Consider the following 17,074-nt stretch of genomic DNA (forward strand, 5'->3'; position numbering starts at 1 on the left):
TTATAAAATATGTTGGCACTTGCCGTGCGTAGGTAAGGGATTACGAGGTCGAGAATGAAATTACAACAATTGAAGTACATTGTTGAGGTGGTCAATCACAATTTGAATGTCTCCGCGACGGCGGAAAGTCTTTATACATCGCAGCCTGGCATCAGCAAACAAGTACGATTACTTGAAGATGAGCTCGGCATTCAAATATTCGAGCGCAGCGGCAAACACCTTACCCAGGTAACGGGCGCGGGCCAAGACATCATTCGTATTTCTCAAGAGATCCTCGCGCGTGTTGAGAGCATCAAAGCGGTCGCCGGTGAGCACACTCACCCGGAGATGGGCACGCTCAATATCTCAACGACCCATACCCAAGCGCGTTATGCCTTGCCGGATGTGATCAAAGGGTTTACGGCGCGATACCCTAAAGTCTCCCTTCACATGCACCAAGGCACCCCTTCGCAAATGTCAGAAGCGATTGCGAAAGGCACTGCCAACTTTGCCATTGCGACGGAAGCACTGCACCTTTACCAAGATGCCATCATGTTGCCGTGTTACCACTGGAATCGCTCTATTGTGGTACCTAAAAATCACCCATTGGCGCAGAAAGCTCAGGTGACCATTCAAGATCTTGCCTCATACCCTCTGGTGACTTACGTCTTCGGCTTCACAGGCCGCTCTGAGCTCGACACGGCCTTTAATAAGGTTGGTTTAACGCCAAGAGTCGTGTTCACTGCGACCGATGCAGATGTGATTAAAACCTATGTAAAAATGGGCATGGGAGTCGGCGTGATTGCCAGCATGGCGATTGATAAAACTCAGGATACCGATTTGGTTTCCATCGATGCAAGCCACATCTTTGGCGCCAGCACCACCAGTATCGGGTTCCGTCGTGGTACCTTCTTGCGCTCTTACATGTTTGATTTTATGGAGCGCTTTGCGCCACACTTGACTCGCCCTGTGGTTGAGCAAGCTCTGACGTTAAAATCCAACGCCGAAATTGAAGAGATGTTTAAAGACATCGAACTGCCAGTGCGATGATCGTGAGGCACTTCCAAGCGCTGGATGACTATTTACGCCAACATCAAGTCTATTGGCGTTTTGAGCCTTTTCTCGCGAGCAGCGCCTCTTCTCTGCCTTGGCAAGCGATCAACCCCGATCTTTGCCATTGGTTAAATGCCTTGTCGGATGAGGAGACTGAGCAGTACAAATCGGATACCGATGCGCTGCTCGCCGCGATGACGCCACATTTTCCTGAGCTAGGCAGTATCAAAGCGCTTACCGATTTATCGCCTTATTCACTACCGACCGCGAGCCATCTATCGACAGACGTTGAGAGCGTGTCACTGCCTCGCGGATTAGACAAAGGGATCCCCGGCAGAAAACTTCGACAGATCACCTTAGTGGGCAGCGCAGCGCTGGCGCATCACAAAGGCGATGAGTGGTTGGAGTGGTGTTCGGGTAAAGGTTATCTCGGCCGTATCTTGGCGAGTCACTCTCAGCAAAACGTCACCAGTTTCGAGTACCAAGCGGCTCTCTGTTTATCTGGGCAAGCGGAAGCGGATCAGATGGGCTTGACGATGACGTTTGTTCAAGGCGATGCATTGAGCAACGAAAGCCAATCGGTACTAAAGCCTAATCAACACGCGGTGGCGCTTCACGCTTGTGGTGATTTACACGTTTCACTCATGCACAAGTCCATTGCCGCAAAGCTGCCCGCTGTGACCTTATCACCCTGCTGTTATCATTTAATCGAAGATGAGACCTATCAAACTCTCTCGGCTCAAGGAAAGGCATCAAGCCTTGGATTAACCCAGCAAGAACTGCGGATCCCGCTACAAGAAACCGTGACTGGCGGCGAGCGAGTCAAACGCCATCGCCAACTGGAAATGAGGTATCGACTAGGGCTCGATTGTCTGTTTCGTCAAACATTGGGTTATCGTCACTATGAGCCGATCCCCAGTGTGAAAAAATCACAGTTATCCGAAGGCTTTGAGTCGTTTTGTCACTGGGCATGTCAACAAAAGGGGATAGAATTACCGAGCGTTGACTTTGCTGACTATGAACAGCAGGGGATGAGGCGTTATTGGCAGATGGAGCGATTGAGTCTTTGTCAGCAAGTTTTTCGCCGTGTGCTTGAACTGTGGCTAGTGATGGACAAAGCGCTCTACCTAGAGCAGAACGGATACCGCGTCTACGTAGGCGAATTTTGTTCGAGAGAAACCACGCCGCGCAACATTTTAATCCATGCTGAACGTCAGTCGTGACTGAAGTCTACCCGCCTCTCTTTTTTGTTACTGCACTGTTAAAAGTTGCTTCCTTTTTCATCACCTTGTTGGTAATAATGAATACCATGCTCATACATGAAGCATGGGTATAACTATTACAAGCACACCCTCATTAATTACAAACACAACATCGTTATTGCTTATATCAAGGAGTTAAGATGAAAGCAGGTAAAATCTTTGCCACCGCAGTACTGGCCAGTGCGGCGCTTCTTAATGCGACCTCTATTGCAGCGAAAACTGCTACGGTTGCTGTTTCACAGATCGTTGAACACCCAGCGCTTGATGCGACTCGTCAAGGTCTATTAGATGGTTTGGCAGCGAAAGGGTACAAACAGGGCGAAAACCTAGAATTTGATTATAAAACCGCACAAGGTAACCCAGCGATTGCCGTTCAGATCGCTCGTCAGTTTGTTGGTGAAAACCCAGATGTATTGGTAGGCATTGCAACGCCGACGGCGCAAGCCTTGGTGTCGGCAACGCGTAACATTCCAGTGGTATTTACGGCGGTCACGGATCCAGTGGGCGCGAAACTGGTTAAGCAACTGGAACAACCGGGCAAGAATGTCACCGGTCTTTCTGACCTCTCGCCTGTCAAGCAGCATGTTGAGCTTATCCAAGAGATCTTACCTGAAGCCAAGTCTATTGGTGTGGTGTTTAACCCAGGTGAAGCCAATGCGGTGACGTTAGTCGAGCTGTTAAAAGAGGCCGCTGCGGAAAAAGGCCTAACGGTGGTCGAAGCGACGGCGCTGAAAAGTGCAGACGTTCAGTCAGCGACACAAGCCATTGCGGCCAAATCTGACGTAATTTACGCACCGACCGATAACACCGTTGCCAGCGCGATCGAAGGTATGATCGTGGCGGCAAACCAAGCGAAAACACCCGTGTTAGGCGGAGCAACTTCCTATGTAGAAAAAGGTGCGATTGCAAGCTTGGGGTTTGATTACTACCAAGTCGGCGTGCAAACTGCCGATTATGTTGCCGCGATTCTAGAAGGCGCTGAGCCAGGGACATTGGATGTCAAAGTGGCGAAAGGCTCTGACCTCGTGGTTAACAAAACGGCGGCTGATAAACTCGGCGTCACGATTCCTAGCGCCGTGATTGAACGAGCGACAAGCGTGAAGTAATTCACTGACGAGGGAGGCCCGTTCTCCCTCACCTCTCACCTGAAAAACGGAGAGTATTAGCAGAAAAGGGAGTTTTTATGTCTGCTTTCGCTTTTTTTGGTGCACTTGAGATTGGATTGATCTACGGCCTTGTGGCACTTGGCGTGTACCTTACCTTTCGTGTACTTGATTTTCCTGACCTAAGTGTTGATGGTAGCTTTCCTATGGGAGCCGCCGTGGCGGCGACTGCGATAGTTGCGGGCATTAACCCTTGGGTTGCAACCTTTATGGCTATTGTTGCCGGAGCGATGACAGGGTGGGTCACGGCCTTTCTTGCCGTGCGCTGTGGCATCTTGCATCTGTTGGCGTCGATACTCACCATGATCGCCGCATTTTCGATCAATATTCGCATCATGGGTCGCCCTAACATGGCGTTGTTGGGTGAAGATACCATTCTGACACCGTTCGAAACGATGGGCGATCCCATGTTGGTTCGACCGCTGTTAGTGGGCGTGTTGGTGCTGTTATCCGCATGGTTCGTCATTCGACTCCTCAACAGTGATTTCGGTTTAGGGCTGAGAGCGACGGGTGTGAATGCGCGCATGGTCTCAGCACAAGGTGCAAGCACCTCCTTTTACACCTATTTTGGCCTTGCTCTATCCAATGGATTCGTGGGTTTCGCGGGGGCCTTGTTTGCGCAGACCAACAGCTTTGCCGACGTCACCTCCGGGGTCGGCACGATCGTTGTCGGTCTCGCGGCGGTGATTCTTGGTCAAACTTTGATCCCGGGTCGACGAATTTGGGTCGCGGTGGTAGCGGTGATCGTCGGCTCTGTGCTCTACCGTTTGGCTGTCGCCTTTGCGCTCAGCTCTGGCATGTTCGGTTTACAAGCTTCTGATCTTAACTTAGTGACAGCAGTATTGGTTGCGCTAGCACTGATTGCACCGAAGTTGAAAGGCAACATAAAGGCAAAAAAGCCTAGTCCTGCCGAGGCACCACGGGCGTCAAAGCAAAACGATAGCAATGGAGGCGTCGCATGATTCGGCTAAAAGATATTCAAGTCACCTTTAACCCAGGGACCATTTTGGAAAATCGCGCGCTAAGAGGTGTCGATCTTGAGGTACCTCAGCATCAGTTTTTAACCGTGATCGGCTCAAACGGTGCGGGTAAATCGACGCTGCTTGGTGCCGTCACCGGTGAAACACCTATGGTGGGTGGACAAGTAGTGATTGATGAACTGGATGTGACAAGACAAACGGTTTCCCAGCGCGCCAGTCAATGTGCGCGCGTGTTCCAAGACCCGTTGGCAGGCACTTGTGGTGAGCTCACCATTGAAGAGAACATGGCGCTGGCCTATATGCGAGGCAAAAAGCGCGGTTGGAGTCTCTCCTTGTCGAGCAAACGGCGTCGTCTGTTTCAAGAGCGCATCAGCATTTTGGGCTTAGGGTTGGAAGACCGTTTGGGTGATAACATTGGTCTTTTGTCTGGCGGGCAGCGGCAAGCAGTCAGCTTGGTGATGGCCACTTTATCGGACAGCAAGTTACTCTTGCTTGATGAGCACACCGCCGCGCTGGACCCACGTATGGCCGCGTTCATTATTGATTTGACCAAAACCATTGTCAGCGAGTTCAACTTGACCGTCATGATGGTAACGCATTCGATGAAAGATGCACTTGCGTGTGGCGATCGCACTGTGATGCTCCACCAAGGTGAAATTGTACTCGATGTTCAAGGTCAGCAACGAGCGGGCATGACAGTGCCTGATTTGCTCGAGATGTTCACCAAAGTACGGGGCGAAGAGTTGGCCGACGACAGTCTACTGCTCAATTAACGGCATGCATCCTAGAGAGTGTTTCTCTAGGATGCATTTTCTAACAGCGTTGCTTGATAACGCTCAATATGATCAACGATAGGCTGAGCTTTGTTGAAGGTTCGAATTTCGCGAAACAGAGCATCAGCTTGCGGGTATTGCTGACGCAAATAGGAGAACCACTGCTTCACGCGGTTCGGGTAGTAGAGCCCTTTATCGCCTTTCATCTCATACTGCGAATAGACCAGTAGCAGCTTGACGACGTCTTCCCAAGGCATTGGGGCGTGATTGTGTTTGACCACGTTGCCAAGATTGGGCACGTTGAAGGCGCCTCGGCAAACCATGAGTGAGTCGACTCCAGTCGTCTCGATACACGCTTGCCCATCTTGATAGTTCCAGATCTCGCCGTTGGCGATCAGTGGGATAGAAAAACGTTGTCGAATCTGGTCAATGTACTCCCACTTAATTTCACTCGCTTTGTAGCCGCCCGTTTTGGTGCGCGCATGCACAGTGAGCTCATCGGCGTTGGCCGATTGAATGGCATCAACAATCTCGAAGCAATCTTCCGGGTTCTCCCAACCTAAACGGATTTTAGCGCTGACAGGAACGCGCGCATCCACTGCGTCGCGGCAGGCTTTGACGACATTGTGAATCAATTCAGGATGCTGCAATAAGGCGGCGCCACCTTTACTTTTATTCACAAGTTTGGCCGGGCAACCAAAGTTAAGGTCAATCCCTCTTGCACCCAACTCTACTGCGCGCAGGGCATTTTCCGCCATCCAATGCGGATCTTGACCAAGCAGTTGGACATGAACAGGCACGCCTGATTTGGTTTGAGAGCCTTGCTGTAATTCTGGACAAAGACGATGAAAAACGTGTTCTGGCAGTAATTGGTCCACGACACGGACAAACTCGGTGACGCACAGATCGTAATCATTAATATCTGTGAGAATTTCTCTCATTAAATGGTCAAGGACGCCCTCCATCGGGCCAAGAACAACGCGCATAACACTCACCTCTTTGCGGGAGGCGTGATTCTAGTGGGTTCGCTTTCGATTGTCACTAGCTAGGGGTATAATGCGACGGTTTCTCCCAATCCAAAAGAAGCTAGATGACCTATCAATTGTTAATCCTTGACCCCGCCACCTGTGAAGAATCGCCTTTGTTTTTTGAAGGACTTACCTTGGCCGCTAACCTAGCGACCAAGCCACTTGCCCCGCAGCAGTGGGTGGGTGAGCTCTTGTCTGATCAGGTTGATGCGAATCTTATCGAGTCACATATCACCGCGCAGTACAGTGCGATCAAACGTAATGATTACTCACTGCTTGCGTTGCTGGCTGAGCCGCGAGATGAGCAGTTGGCCGATGTGGCAGAAGGCTTCATGACCTTGTGGCCGACGATTGAAACCCAGTGGCAAGGCCTGACCTTGAGTGATGGTACGGAGCGCATGTTACAGGCACTGTTGACCACCATGATGCTGGCCATTGATCAAGAACAAACCCAACAGCAAATGCGTGAAGCGGGCATCGATACGCCGCCAGCGTTAGAGGATTTGGTTGACCAATTAGATCTGATGCTGATCGAAGTGGCACAAGCGGCCGACGAGCAATTAGTCGGAGCGAAAGCGCAAAGCGTCAATCCTTACAAATCGATCGGTAGAAACGATCCTTGTCCGTGTGAAAGCGGCCGAAAATTCAAACAGTGCTGTGGTCAATAGAACAAAATACCGAGATGTAGGTCGAATGACTGGGTCTACGTGTAAAAAAGGAACCTAAATGAAAAAATTAGCCGCTCTATTTTTGATGAGTTGTTCTGTCCTTGCTGCGCCGAAAGATGAGCTCAACGCGCGCCTACAAAAAACCGAAGGCTTCAGTGCCAATTTCAGTCAAAAAGTGGTCAGCCCAGAGGGCGACGTCGTAATGCAAGGAGAGGGTACAGTCGATATTTCGAGACCCAGCCTCTTTCGTTGGGAAACGACGTTACCCGATGAAAACTTATTGATCTCCGACGGGGAGAGCTTGTGGTACTACAGCCCGTTTATCGAGCAGGTGAGCATTTATTCGCAAGAGCAAGCGACGGAGCAGACACCTTTCGTGTTGCTTACCCGTAATCGTGCCAGTGATTGGGATAACTATCGTGTCAGTCAAGAGGGCGACCAGTTTACCCTTATTCCGACTGCTGTGGATTCAAACCAAGGTCAGTTTCGCTTAGAAATTAACTCGAAAGGTGCGGTCAAAGGGTTTAGCGTGGTGGAGCAAGATGGGCAAACCAGCAACTTTGTCTTTGATGATATCCGCCTTGGCAAGCCGTCGGCCGATAAGTTCACGTTCCAAATCCCTGAGGGTGTGGAAGTGGACGATCAAAGGAACTAATGGTGAGTAATTACTCGTTAGACTTTTTAGGGGACGAAGATTTTCGTCCTCTTGCCGCTCGAATGCGCCCGCAAACGGTGGAGCAATACATCGGCCAGCAACATATTCTCGGTGAAGGTAAACCGCTGCGCCGTGCATTGGAGGCTGGTCACATTCACTCTATGATTTTATGGGGGCCACCGGGCACCGGTAAAACCACCTTAGCGGAAGTGGCCGCGAATTACGCCAATGCTGAAGTGGAGCGAGTCTCGGCCGTTACCTCTGGGGTGAAAGAGATTCGCGCTGCGATTGAAAAAGCACGTGAAAACAAACTGACAGGTAGACGCACCATCCTATTTGTGGATGAGGTGCACCGTTTTAACAAATCACAACAAGACGCTTTTCTGCCACATATTGAAGATGGCACTGTCACATTTATTGGTGCTACGACAGAAAACCCTTCGTTTGAGCTTAATAATGCGCTGTTATCACGAGCTCGCGTGTACAAACTGACTTCGCTTTCTCAAGCGGAAATCCGCCAAGCGCTTGATCAAGCGATTAACGATACCGAGCGCGGACTCGGCCATGTTGACGCGGACTTTGGCGAGGGTGTGTTAGAGCGGCTTTCTGAGCTAGTAAATGGTGATGCACGAATGTCACTCAATTATCTCGAGCTGTTGTACGACATGGCTCAAGATGATGCGCAGGGGCGCAAAGCCATTACCTTACCGCTGCTTGCCGAAGTCGCAGGTGAAAAAGTCTCCCGTTTTGATAACAAAGGCGATATATGGTACGACCTGATTTCTGCGGTGCATAAATCCATCCGTGGGTCTAACCCCGACGCTGCGCTCTATTGGTCGGCGAGAATGATTGCCGCAGGGTGCGATCCTCTTTATATCGCAAGACGCCTGTTGGCGATTGCGTCGGAAGATATTGGTAATGCGGATCCAAGAGCCATGCAAGTGGCGCTATCGGCTTGGGATTGCTTTACCAGAGTCGGGCCGGCCGAAGGTGAGCGAGCGATCGCGCAAGCGGTGGTCTACCTCGCATGTGCGCCAAAGAGCAACGCGGTTTATAGTGCCTGGAAACAAGCTTTGGCAGATGCACACAATCTGCCTGAGTACGAAGTGCCTGTCCATTTACGCAATGCGCCCACTAGCTTGATGAAAGACTTGGGTTACGGCGCGGAGTATCGCTACGCGCATGATGAGCCAGGTGCCTACGCCGCAGGCGAGCGCTACTTGCCACCAGAAATGAGTGAAACGCGATACTATCAGCCGACCAATCGTGGCTTAGAAACGAAAATTGGCGAAAAGTTAGATTACTTGGCTAGTTTAGACGCAAAAAGCCCACAAAAGCGCTATGAATAAGCGCCTATTTTAGATACATTTATTCGGTTGTGGTTTTGGCCAAGCACCACAGTGGCAGGCCAAAATCAGAAACGCACATTCTTTAAGCACATTATTGATAAGCATAGGGTTAACAATGCTGGATTCTAAATTACTTCGTACAGAGCTGGATGACACAGCTGCAAAACTAGCGCGCCGAGGCTTTAACCTTGACGTTGAGACAATCCGCACACTTGAAGAGCAACGCAAGTCGATTCAAGTCGAAGTTGAAAATTTACAATCCACTCGTAACTCCATCTCCAAGCAGATCGGTCAATTGATGGCGAAAGGTGACAAAGCCGGCGCAGAAGAGATCAAAAAGCAAATCGGTTCTCTTGGTAGCGATCTTGACGCGAAAAAAGCGGAACTGGACGTGATAATGGCTAAGCTCGATGACATTACGTTATCTGTGCCTAACTTGCCTGCAGAGGATGTGCCAGACGGTAAAGACGAAAACGACAACGTGGAAATCTCACGTTGGGGTGAACCTAAAACTTACGACTTCGAAGTGAAAGATCACGTCGATTTAGGTGAGATTGCAGGCGGTCTTGATTTTGCTAGCGCCACCAAGATCACCGGCGCGCGCTTTATTGTCATGAAAGGTCAGTTTGCTCGCCTTCACCGTGCGATCGCACAGTTCATGCTGGACTTGCACACCGAGCAGCACGGCTACACGGAAATGTACGTGCCGTACCTTGTTAACTCTGACAGCTTGTTTGGCACAGGACAACTACCTAAGTTTGGTAAAGACTTGTTCCATACCGAGCCGCTTGAAGAGAAAGCCAGCGACGAAGAGCTGCGTCGTCTTTCATTGATTCCTACCGCAGAAGTGCCAGTGACCAACATGGTGCGTGACACCATCTCTGATGAAGCGGATTTGCCTCTAAAGATGACGGCTCACACCCCTTGTTTCCGCTCTGAAGCGGGATCGTACGGTCGTGATACGCGTGGTTTGATTCGTATGCACCAATTTGACAAAGTTGAGCTGGTTCAAATCACCAAACCAGAAGATTCAATGGATGCACTGGAAGAGCTAACGGGTCATGCTGAGAAAGTCCTGCAACTGCTTGAACTTCCTTACCGTAAAGTAGTGCTATGTACCGGTGACATGGGCTTTGGTGCGCGTAAGACTTACGATTTGGAAGTCTGGGTACCGGCGCAGCAGACCTACCGTGAGATTTCATCTTGTTCAAACATGTGGGACTTCCAAGCTCGTCGTATGCAGGCGCGTTTCCGTCGTAAAGGCGAGAAGAAGCCTGAGTTGGTCCACACACTTAATGGCTCTGGCCTCGCAGTGGGGCGTACTATGGTGGCGATTCTTGAGAACAACCAACAAGCCGATGGCCGTATTGAGATTCCTGCTGTGCTGCAACCTTACATGGGCGGCGCGACGCACATCGGTTAATGACCTATCGGTGTCATCATCGTTGAAATAAAAAGGGGCTGATGTTGTACATCAGCCCCTTTTTATGATTCGTTTTGAGTCACATCGGACTAGAGCGTCATTTCGCCGCGCAGCACCTGTTGCATTTGCACTTTTACCTCGTCGTAAGAGAGGTTTTGGCTGAGCAAATAATGCAGTTTGGCTAGCGCCGCTTCGCGCGTCATATCAAAGCCGCTGATCACGCCCGCTTCAGCCAAGGCGCAGCCTGTTGCGTAACCGCCCATGTTGACTTTACCCGCCAAACACTGGGTTAAATTCACGACGATCACACCACGTTCAGACGCCTCTTGAAGATGAGCCAGAAGCTGTGGGTTTTGCGGCGCGTTGCCAACACCAAAAGTCAGCAGAATCATCGCATTCACAGGTTGTAGCAGGGTGTTGCGAATGACTTCATGCGAGATGCCAGGGTACATGGTAATGACGCCAATCGGCTGAGGGGTAATATCATGCACTTTAAACTCGCCACACGGCATTTGGCCTACCGTGACATCTTTACTCACTTGAATATTAATGCCCGCTTCCAGCAGAGGAGGTAAGTTAGGTGATGTAAAAGCATTAAAACCGTCGGCATGAGATTTTGTGCTTCGGTTACCGCGCATCAGTTTGTTGTTAAAAAACAGCGTCACTTCGTTGATGGGGTAATTGGCAGCGATGTGCAGGGCATTGAGCAAATTCGCTTGGCCGTCAGAGCGCAGTTCTGCCAGTGGAATTTGTGAGCCTGTCACAATCACGGGTTTACCTAAGTTCTCCAGCATGAAGGAGAGCGCGGAGGCGGTGTACGCCATGGTGTCGGTGCCGTGAAGAATGACAAAACCGTCGTACTTGTCGTAGTTATCACGGATGTCGTCAGCAATTTGTTGCCAGTCGGCCGGGGTCATGTCGGACGAATCAATCAGCGGGTCGTATTCGTGAATGGTGTATTCAGGCATTTCTGGGCGGTGGAACTCCGGCATACTTGCGAGCTGTTTTTCCATAAATCCAGCCACCGGCACGTAACCGTGATCGTGTGACTTTTTCATGCCAATTGTTCCGCCTGTGTAGGCGATGTAGATATGTTTTCTAGCCATGACTCAGAAACCGTATGTAGGGAAGTGTGCGCGATTATATATCAATTACTCGCAGAAAAAAGGGCATGGCAGCGTGAGTGGCGCTGTCATGCCCTAGGTCAGAGGAGTGCTTGTCCTATTGCACTTGGCAGTTCAAGCAAAACGCATAGTGACCTTTAGGATCATTGAAGCTTTGCAATAGGTCGGCATCACTACTCAATTGATGAATTACGGGAGAGAGTGAGGCGGGTAGCAGCGCGCTTACGTCTAAGCCAATGCGCACTTCCACTTGGTTGATAAGCTCTTGCAAGAACTGCTGCGCTGGCGAGAGTGGCTCTTCAACCCAGTAAATGTTGTAGTCCTCGATGTTGGCAAGCTCAGCCGCGAGTGCAATCGCATCGTCAAAGTCACCAATTTTGTCGATAAGGCCTAAGTTTAGGGCGTCTTGACCCGTCCAAACGCGACCTTGTGCCAGCGCGTCCATATCTTTGCGCGGAATATCTCGAGCGTCGCTGACCAAGCCGACAAAGCGATGGTAGCCATGCTCGATACCCATCTGAATGGCTTGCGAGGCGCCGTCTGACAAACCGGTGGTCACACCGACATCAGAAAACGGTGATGTGCCAACGCCATCGGTATAAATGCCGAGTTTGTTGAGCCCTTTTTCAAATGTCGTGATAACACTGAAGATACCAATTGACCCAGTGAGCGTCGTTGGCTGCGCCACAATGCTGTCGGCGCTCATTGATATCCAGTAACCGCCAGAGGCCGCTAGGCTCGACATCGACACCACCACAGGCTTGCCCGCCGCGCGCAGCGCTTCGACTTCATTGCGAATCACTTCTGAGGCGAAGGCGCTGCCTCCGGGGCTGTCAACGCGCAACACGACCGCTTTCACCTTGTCATCGCTTCGCGCTTGACGAAGTAAGGCAGCAGTGGTGTCGCCACCGACGGTACCACGGGGCTGTGAGCCATCCATGATCGCGCCGCTTGCCACCACGACGGCGATATCATCTTGCGCAAGATTCAGCGGCATGCGCATGGTCGGTAAGTATTCATAGTAAGTGATGTAGTTGTAGCTATCGTCACCATCACTGCCAAACACGTCGATCAATTCGCTGCGCACTTGTTGGCGCGTCGCTAGTTGATCCACCAAGCCTAATCCTTTAGATAGCGCCGCTAAATCACCTTGGTATTGCTCAAGCAGTGTTAGGAAGCTATCCATATCTGGATTGAGTTTTTCTGCACTGATTTGGCGGTTGGTCGCCACATCGTCAACGTACGCGCCCCACAGTTGACCAAGCCAACGTGACGCGGATTCACGCGCTTCATTGGACATATCATCACGCAGAAACGGTTCCACAGCCGATTTATAGCTACCAACGCGGAAAACGTGCGTGCTGACATCCAGCTTTTCAAGCAAGGTTTTGTAGTATAGCGAGTACGCGCTGTAGCCTTTGAGCATCACAGCGCCATCCGGAGCAAGATAAATCTTATCCGCGTAGCTGGCGAGGTAGTACTGGCTTTGGTTGTAGATGTCCCCGACCGCATAGATGGGCTTGCCCGATGCTTTAAACTCATTCAAGGCTTTGGCGATGTAACGCAGTTTCGTGAGATTGGTTTCCGGCATGTCGCGCAGCGCGAGCACTAGGCCGCTGATGCTGCTGTCGTCTTTGGCGTGGCGAATGGTGTCCACCAGTTCAAACAGGACATTCTCTCTTGGCATCTCTTGGCCAAATAGGGAGCCGGTCAAAGAGTCCATCGCGTTGATGTAGCGAGGCTGCTCAACAATCGGGCCAGAGAGGTTAAGCACGAGTGCGGATTCTTTTGGCACCGATGGCGGCGGGGCATCCGTAGCGGTGTAGAGGAAGTAGATAACAGCGATGCTCGCCAAAAAGATCAGATTGGTTAGGGCGATGCGTAGGAAGGTGAGCAGTTTCCACATTCCCTTGAAAATCATCCCTATGATTTTGAATATTTTTTTCATTCTATCTCCGCTGCGACGTCAACGCAGGTGATGGGGTTACCCTAGATGTCCGGACACCCTCCATCCTACTGAAACTCGTGGAGTGGAACAACTGTAAGATTGATCGGTGTTACAAAAATGTAAACACCTGTTTGATTTTTTATAAAGAAGCTCATATCGTGGTCAGACCACAATAATAAACAGTATAGTGATGTCTGCCATGTACCCAAACCTACTCAAGCCCTTAGATCTCGGCTTTACTCAGATTCGAAACCGTGTCTTGATGGGCTCTATGCACACCGGCCTTGAAGAACAGAAAGAAGGCCTTGGAAAACTTGCCGCTTTCTACGCTGAACGTGCCAAAGGCGGTGTCGGTTTAATTGTGACGGGCGGCTTTTCGCCCAATTTGCGCGGTCGTCTTCATCCATTTTCGGCTGAATTCAGTAAGCCGAAACATGCACAAGCACACAAGGTCGTGACCGAAGCGGTCCACCAACATGGCAGCAAGATTGCGTTGCAACTGTTGCACGCAGGTCGCTATGCAATGCACCCCTTCTCCCAAAGTGCTTCTTCCATTAAAGCGCCCATTGCGCGTTTTGCACCAAGTGAAATGAGTGCTCGTCAAATCAAGAAAACCATCGATGCGTTTGCAAACAGTGCGCAGTTAGCTCAGTTGGCAGGATATGATGGCGTGGAAGTGATGGGGTCGGAAGGTTATCTCATTAACCAGTTCATCTGTAAACGAACCAATATGCGCTACGACGATTGGGGTGGTAGTTACGAAAATCGTATGCGTTTTCCCCTAGAGATCGTCAAAGCCATTCGCAAAGCGGTTGGCGAAGAGTTCATTATCATTTTCCGCCTATCGATGCTGGATCTGGTGGAAGAGGGCAGCACATTTGATGAAGTGGTGATGCTTGCCAAAGCGCTAGAAGCGGCTGGGGTCACCATCATCAATACCGGCATCGGCTGGCACGAAGCGCGGATTCCAACCATTGCGACGCAAGTCCCGCGAGGAGCGTTTACGTGGGTGACCGAGAAAGTGAAGCCGCATGTCAATGTGCCGATTGTGACGTGTAACCGAATCAATATGCCCGATGAAGCGGAGCGAATCTTAGAGAGTGGCCATGCGGATATGGTCTCGATGGCGCGTCCATTCTTAGCAGACCCATATTTCGTCGCCAAAGCCGAGCAGGACAAGGCGAAGCTCATCAACACCTGCATCGGTTGTAACCAAGCCTGTCTGGACAACGTCTTCAAAGGCAAACGTGCAAGCTGCTTAGTCAACCCGCTCGCCTGTCGAGAGGAAGAGTGGATTGTTTCTCCGGTGCAGAAGGCGAAAAACATTGCCGTGGTGGGCGCAGGTCCTGCTGGCCTGGCGTGTGCCACGACTTTGGCCGAGCGAGGCCATCAAGTGGATTTGTTTGAACGCAGTGACCGTATCGGTGGTCAGTTCCGTCTTGCCATGCAGATCCCGGGCAAGGAAGAGTTTCGTGAGACCATCCGCTATTTTGCTAACCGCATTGATGAAACGGGCGTCAAACTCCATTTAGAGACGGAAGCGAATTTCGATCTATTGGCGGAGTACGATGAAGTGGTCATGGCCAGTGGTGTTGAACCTCGTAAAGTGACTATTGAGGGGATTGAGAACCAAGAGAAAGTGGTGGATTACCAAACTCTAATCCGCGAAAAAACCTACGTTGGCGACAAGGTGGCGATTGTGGGAGCCGGCGGCATTGGCGTCGACGTTGCCACCATGCTCACCGAGCCTCAAGGACACAATCTTGACGATTGGCTGCATGAGTGGGGTATCGACAAAGCGATTTCACATCCGGGCGGCTTGTTCCCTTACCCAGACTCGCTCAGTGATAAAACCGTGTGGGTGTTGCAACGTCGTAAAGGGCGTGTCGGCAAAGGTCCGGGAAAAACCACAGGTTGGATTCATAAGCGCACACTGGAAAAACGTGGGGTTCACCTGCTCGGTGGGGTGAGTTACGAGAAGATTGACGACCAAGGCCTGCACATTGCGATTGATGAACAAAAGCAGTTACTCGAGGCCGACAAAGTGATCATCTGCGCGGGCCAAGAATCCGTTCGTCCGTTTGAGAATGAGTGGGAGAAGTTTGGCGACAAACTGCATGTGATTGGCGGCGCGGATTATGCCGGTGAGTTGGATGCGGTGCGCGCAATTAAACAAGGGGTCGAGCTGGCGATTAAGCTCTAATGTGTTCAATAGAAAACGCCAGATGGAGTCAGTCCATCTGGCGTTTTTTTATTCCCACTGAGAAAGCGTTACAAAATGACTGTCTTGTTTCCGTAGACAAACACATGGTCATTAAGGACTTTGGTTAGCGCTTTGCTGAGAACGTTTTTCTCCACATCGCGACCTGCTTGCGCCATATCTTGGGCGTTGAAGTTATGATCAACTGGAATCACGTCCTGCTTAATGATCGGACCTTCATCGAGGTCGTTGGTGACAAAATGCGCCGTTGCTCCGATGATTTTGACACCGCGCTCATACGCTTGCTGATATGGTTTCGCGCCAATAAACGCAGGCAAGAAGCTGTGGTGAATGTTGATGATCTTATGGTTGTACTTTTCGACAAAAGAGGGAGTAAGAACGCGCATGTATTTCGCGAGCACTAAGTAGTGCGGTTCATACTGCTCAATCACTTCCAGCATTTTCTGCTCATGCTCCTCACGGTTTAACCCTTCGTGAGAGATGCAGTGGTAAGGGATATCAAACTTTTCTGTCAGGCTTTGCAGGTTGTCGTAGTTACCGACCACGGCCGCAATCTCAACATCTAGGCTACCATCGTAATTTTTCATCAGAATATCACCCAAGCAGTGCGCTTCTTTGGTGACCAAAATGACAATGCGTTTGCGCTCAGAACCAATCAATTTACGTTTCGTGCCTGCAGGTAGCGCTTGGTCTAGATCGGCCAACAAGGTTTGGTCGTTGAAGTAACCTTCCAATTCGGTACGCATGAAGAAGTGGCCGCTGGTATTGTCGACAAATTCGTTGTTGTGAATGATGTTGAGTTGATGCTTATAACAGATGTTAGTGATTTTAGAAATCAGGCCCGCAGCGTCTGTACAGTGCGTCAGTAGTGTTTTCTTTTCCATTAAGTCGATACTTCCGAGAATTATTTTTTTTTAAAAGTAAAATTTTTGCGCCGCTTCGAACGGTGAAGCCACACGCAATATTGAAGCTACAATTAAACTAATATCAGATTGGTTTCAACAATTAATCTGAGTTAATTGATTATCTGCTTCTCTGTATCGTCAATGAAGGTCGCAGGCCAGTGAAATGAGGGCGCACTGTTCGGGCAATACGAATAAGCTCAAGGTTGACTCATTCTACTCTCAAAGAGTTGTTTAAGGTGGTATGTATGGATAAAGAACTCCTCGCCCGCAAACTGTATTCTGAGCGTGTTCATGCGCTGCTCGGTGATCATGAAATTGATGAACAAATTTTAGGAGAAATGTGGGAAAGCAAAGCGTCGCCAAGCGAAGCGGCCAGAGCCATGCTTGATCAGCACACTGGATTTTCCGGTCCTGCGTGGTTAGCGCGTTACCTCAACAAACGCTAATCCACTCGTCACCTCTCTACTTGCTATCTACCAACTTAGGGCGCCAAACACATTCGCGCCCTTTTTAAAAAACTGACATAATCCCCAGCAACCCCTC

15 protein-coding genes are annotated in these 17,074 nt (G+C 50.4%); 11 read left to right on the plus strand and 4 right to left on the minus strand.

All coding sequences use genetic code 11. The annotated features are described in order from the left end of the window. Positions 1-54: 54 nt before the first annotated feature. The 5 genes from cysB to AC6R0L_RS18175 all read left to right on the plus strand — a co-directional run bounded on the left by cysB (position 55) and on the right by AC6R0L_RS18175 (position 5,210). Positions 55-1,029 (plus strand): HTH-type transcriptional regulator CysB, encoded by a 975-nt coding sequence (cysB, locus tag AC6R0L_RS18155; RefSeq protein WP_334552562.1) that lies wholly within the window; start codon positions 55-57, stop codon positions 1,027-1,029. Then, complete coding sequence (locus AC6R0L_RS18160) at positions 1,029-2,255, plus strand: methyltransferase (protein WP_500630079.1); 1,227 nt, start codon at positions 1,029-1,031, stop codon at positions 2,253-2,255. The genes cysB and AC6R0L_RS18160 overlap by 1 nt, the downstream gene beginning before the upstream one ends. A 179-nt stretch (positions 2,256-2,434) precedes the next feature. Then, a complete protein-coding gene (locus tag AC6R0L_RS18165) occupies positions 2,435-3,400 on the plus strand; it encodes an ABC transporter substrate-binding protein (protein ID WP_334552561.1) in 966 nt (321 codons plus the stop codon). A gap of 77 nt (positions 3,401-3,477) precedes the next feature. Then, a complete protein-coding gene (locus AC6R0L_RS18170; protein ID WP_334552560.1) occupies positions 3,478-4,419 on the plus strand; it encodes an ABC transporter permease in 942 nt (313 codons plus the stop codon). After that, positions 4,416-5,210 (plus strand): ABC transporter ATP-binding protein, encoded by a 795-nt coding sequence (locus tag AC6R0L_RS18175; protein WP_334552559.1) that lies wholly within the window; start codon positions 4,416-4,418, stop codon positions 5,208-5,210. Before AC6R0L_RS18170 ends, AC6R0L_RS18175 begins: the two co-directional genes overlap by 4 nt. A 26-nt stretch (positions 5,211-5,236) precedes the next feature. On the opposite strand, the gene dusC is transcribed toward AC6R0L_RS18175, so the two are convergent. Then, complete coding sequence (gene dusC / locus AC6R0L_RS18180) at positions 5,237-6,196, minus strand: tRNA dihydrouridine(16) synthase DusC (protein ID WP_500630056.1); 960 nt, start codon at positions 6,194-6,196, stop codon at positions 5,237-5,239. A gap of 104 nt (positions 6,197-6,300) precedes the next feature. Between dusC and AC6R0L_RS18185 the strand changes: the two genes are divergently transcribed. The 4 genes from AC6R0L_RS18185 to serS all read left to right on the plus strand — a co-directional run bounded on the left by AC6R0L_RS18185 (position 6,301) and on the right by serS (position 10,333). Continuing rightward, positions 6,301-6,906, plus strand: coding sequence for an SEC-C metal-binding domain-containing protein (locus AC6R0L_RS18185; protein ID WP_500630057.1), 606 nt, complete (start codon positions 6,301-6,303; stop codon positions 6,904-6,906). A 58-nt stretch (positions 6,907-6,964) separates the two neighbouring features. Then, on the plus strand, positions 6,965-7,561 hold the full coding sequence (gene lolA / locus AC6R0L_RS18190; RefSeq protein ID WP_334552555.1) for an outer membrane lipoprotein periplasmic chaperone LolA: 597 nt from the start codon (positions 6,965-6,967) through the stop codon (positions 7,559-7,561). Between the two features lie 2 nt (positions 7,562-7,563). Beyond that, the gene (locus tag AC6R0L_RS18195) at positions 7,564-8,910 is read left to right on the plus strand and encodes a replication-associated recombination protein A (RefSeq protein WP_500630080.1); all 1,347 of its coding nucleotides are present in this window, start codon (positions 7,564-7,566) and stop codon (positions 8,908-8,910) included. Positions 8,911-9,025: 115 nt separating this feature from the next. Next, the gene (serS, locus tag AC6R0L_RS18200) at positions 9,026-10,333 is read left to right on the plus strand and encodes a serine--tRNA ligase (RefSeq protein ID WP_334552554.1); all 1,308 of its coding nucleotides are present in this window, start codon (positions 9,026-9,028) and stop codon (positions 10,331-10,333) included. An 89-nt stretch (positions 10,334-10,422) separates the two neighbouring features. On the opposite strand, the gene ansA is transcribed toward serS, so the two are convergent. Both ansA and sppA read right to left on the minus strand, forming a co-directional pair. Then, the gene (gene ansA / locus AC6R0L_RS18205; protein WP_500630058.1) at positions 10,423-11,439 is read right to left on the minus strand and encodes an asparaginase; all 1,017 of its coding nucleotides are present in this window, start codon (positions 11,437-11,439) and stop codon (positions 10,423-10,425) included. A 115-nt stretch (positions 11,440-11,554) separates the two neighbouring features. Further along, the gene (gene sppA, locus AC6R0L_RS18210; RefSeq protein ID WP_500630059.1) at positions 11,555-13,405 is read right to left on the minus strand and encodes a signal peptide peptidase SppA; all 1,851 of its coding nucleotides are present in this window, start codon (positions 13,403-13,405) and stop codon (positions 11,555-11,557) included. Positions 13,406-13,604: 199 nt separating this feature from the next. Here sppA and AC6R0L_RS18215 point away from each other — a divergent pair, with 199 nt between their 5' ends. Beyond that, complete coding sequence (locus AC6R0L_RS18215) at positions 13,605-15,608, plus strand: FAD-dependent oxidoreductase (RefSeq protein ID WP_500630081.1); 2,004 nt, start codon at positions 13,605-13,607, stop codon at positions 15,606-15,608. 68 nt (positions 15,609-15,676) lie between these two features. Here the strand turns inward: AC6R0L_RS18215 and purU are convergent, their stop codons facing one another. Next, positions 15,677-16,510: a formyltetrahydrofolate deformylase gene (gene purU / locus AC6R0L_RS18220; RefSeq protein ID WP_500630060.1), complete on the minus strand. Its 834-nt coding sequence runs from the start codon at positions 16,508-16,510 to the stop codon at positions 15,677-15,679. Positions 16,511-16,776: 266 nt separating this feature from the next. Here purU and AC6R0L_RS18225 point away from each other — a divergent pair, with 266 nt between their 5' ends. Further along, positions 16,777-16,977, plus strand: a complete 201-nt coding sequence (locus tag AC6R0L_RS18225; RefSeq protein ID WP_334552549.1) for a hypothetical protein — start codon at positions 16,777-16,779, stop codon at positions 16,975-16,977. Positions 16,978-17,074 lie beyond the last annotated feature (97 nt).

It is taken from the genome of Vibrio sp. R15-SG3-ISO1A (genome assembly GCF_059833955.1).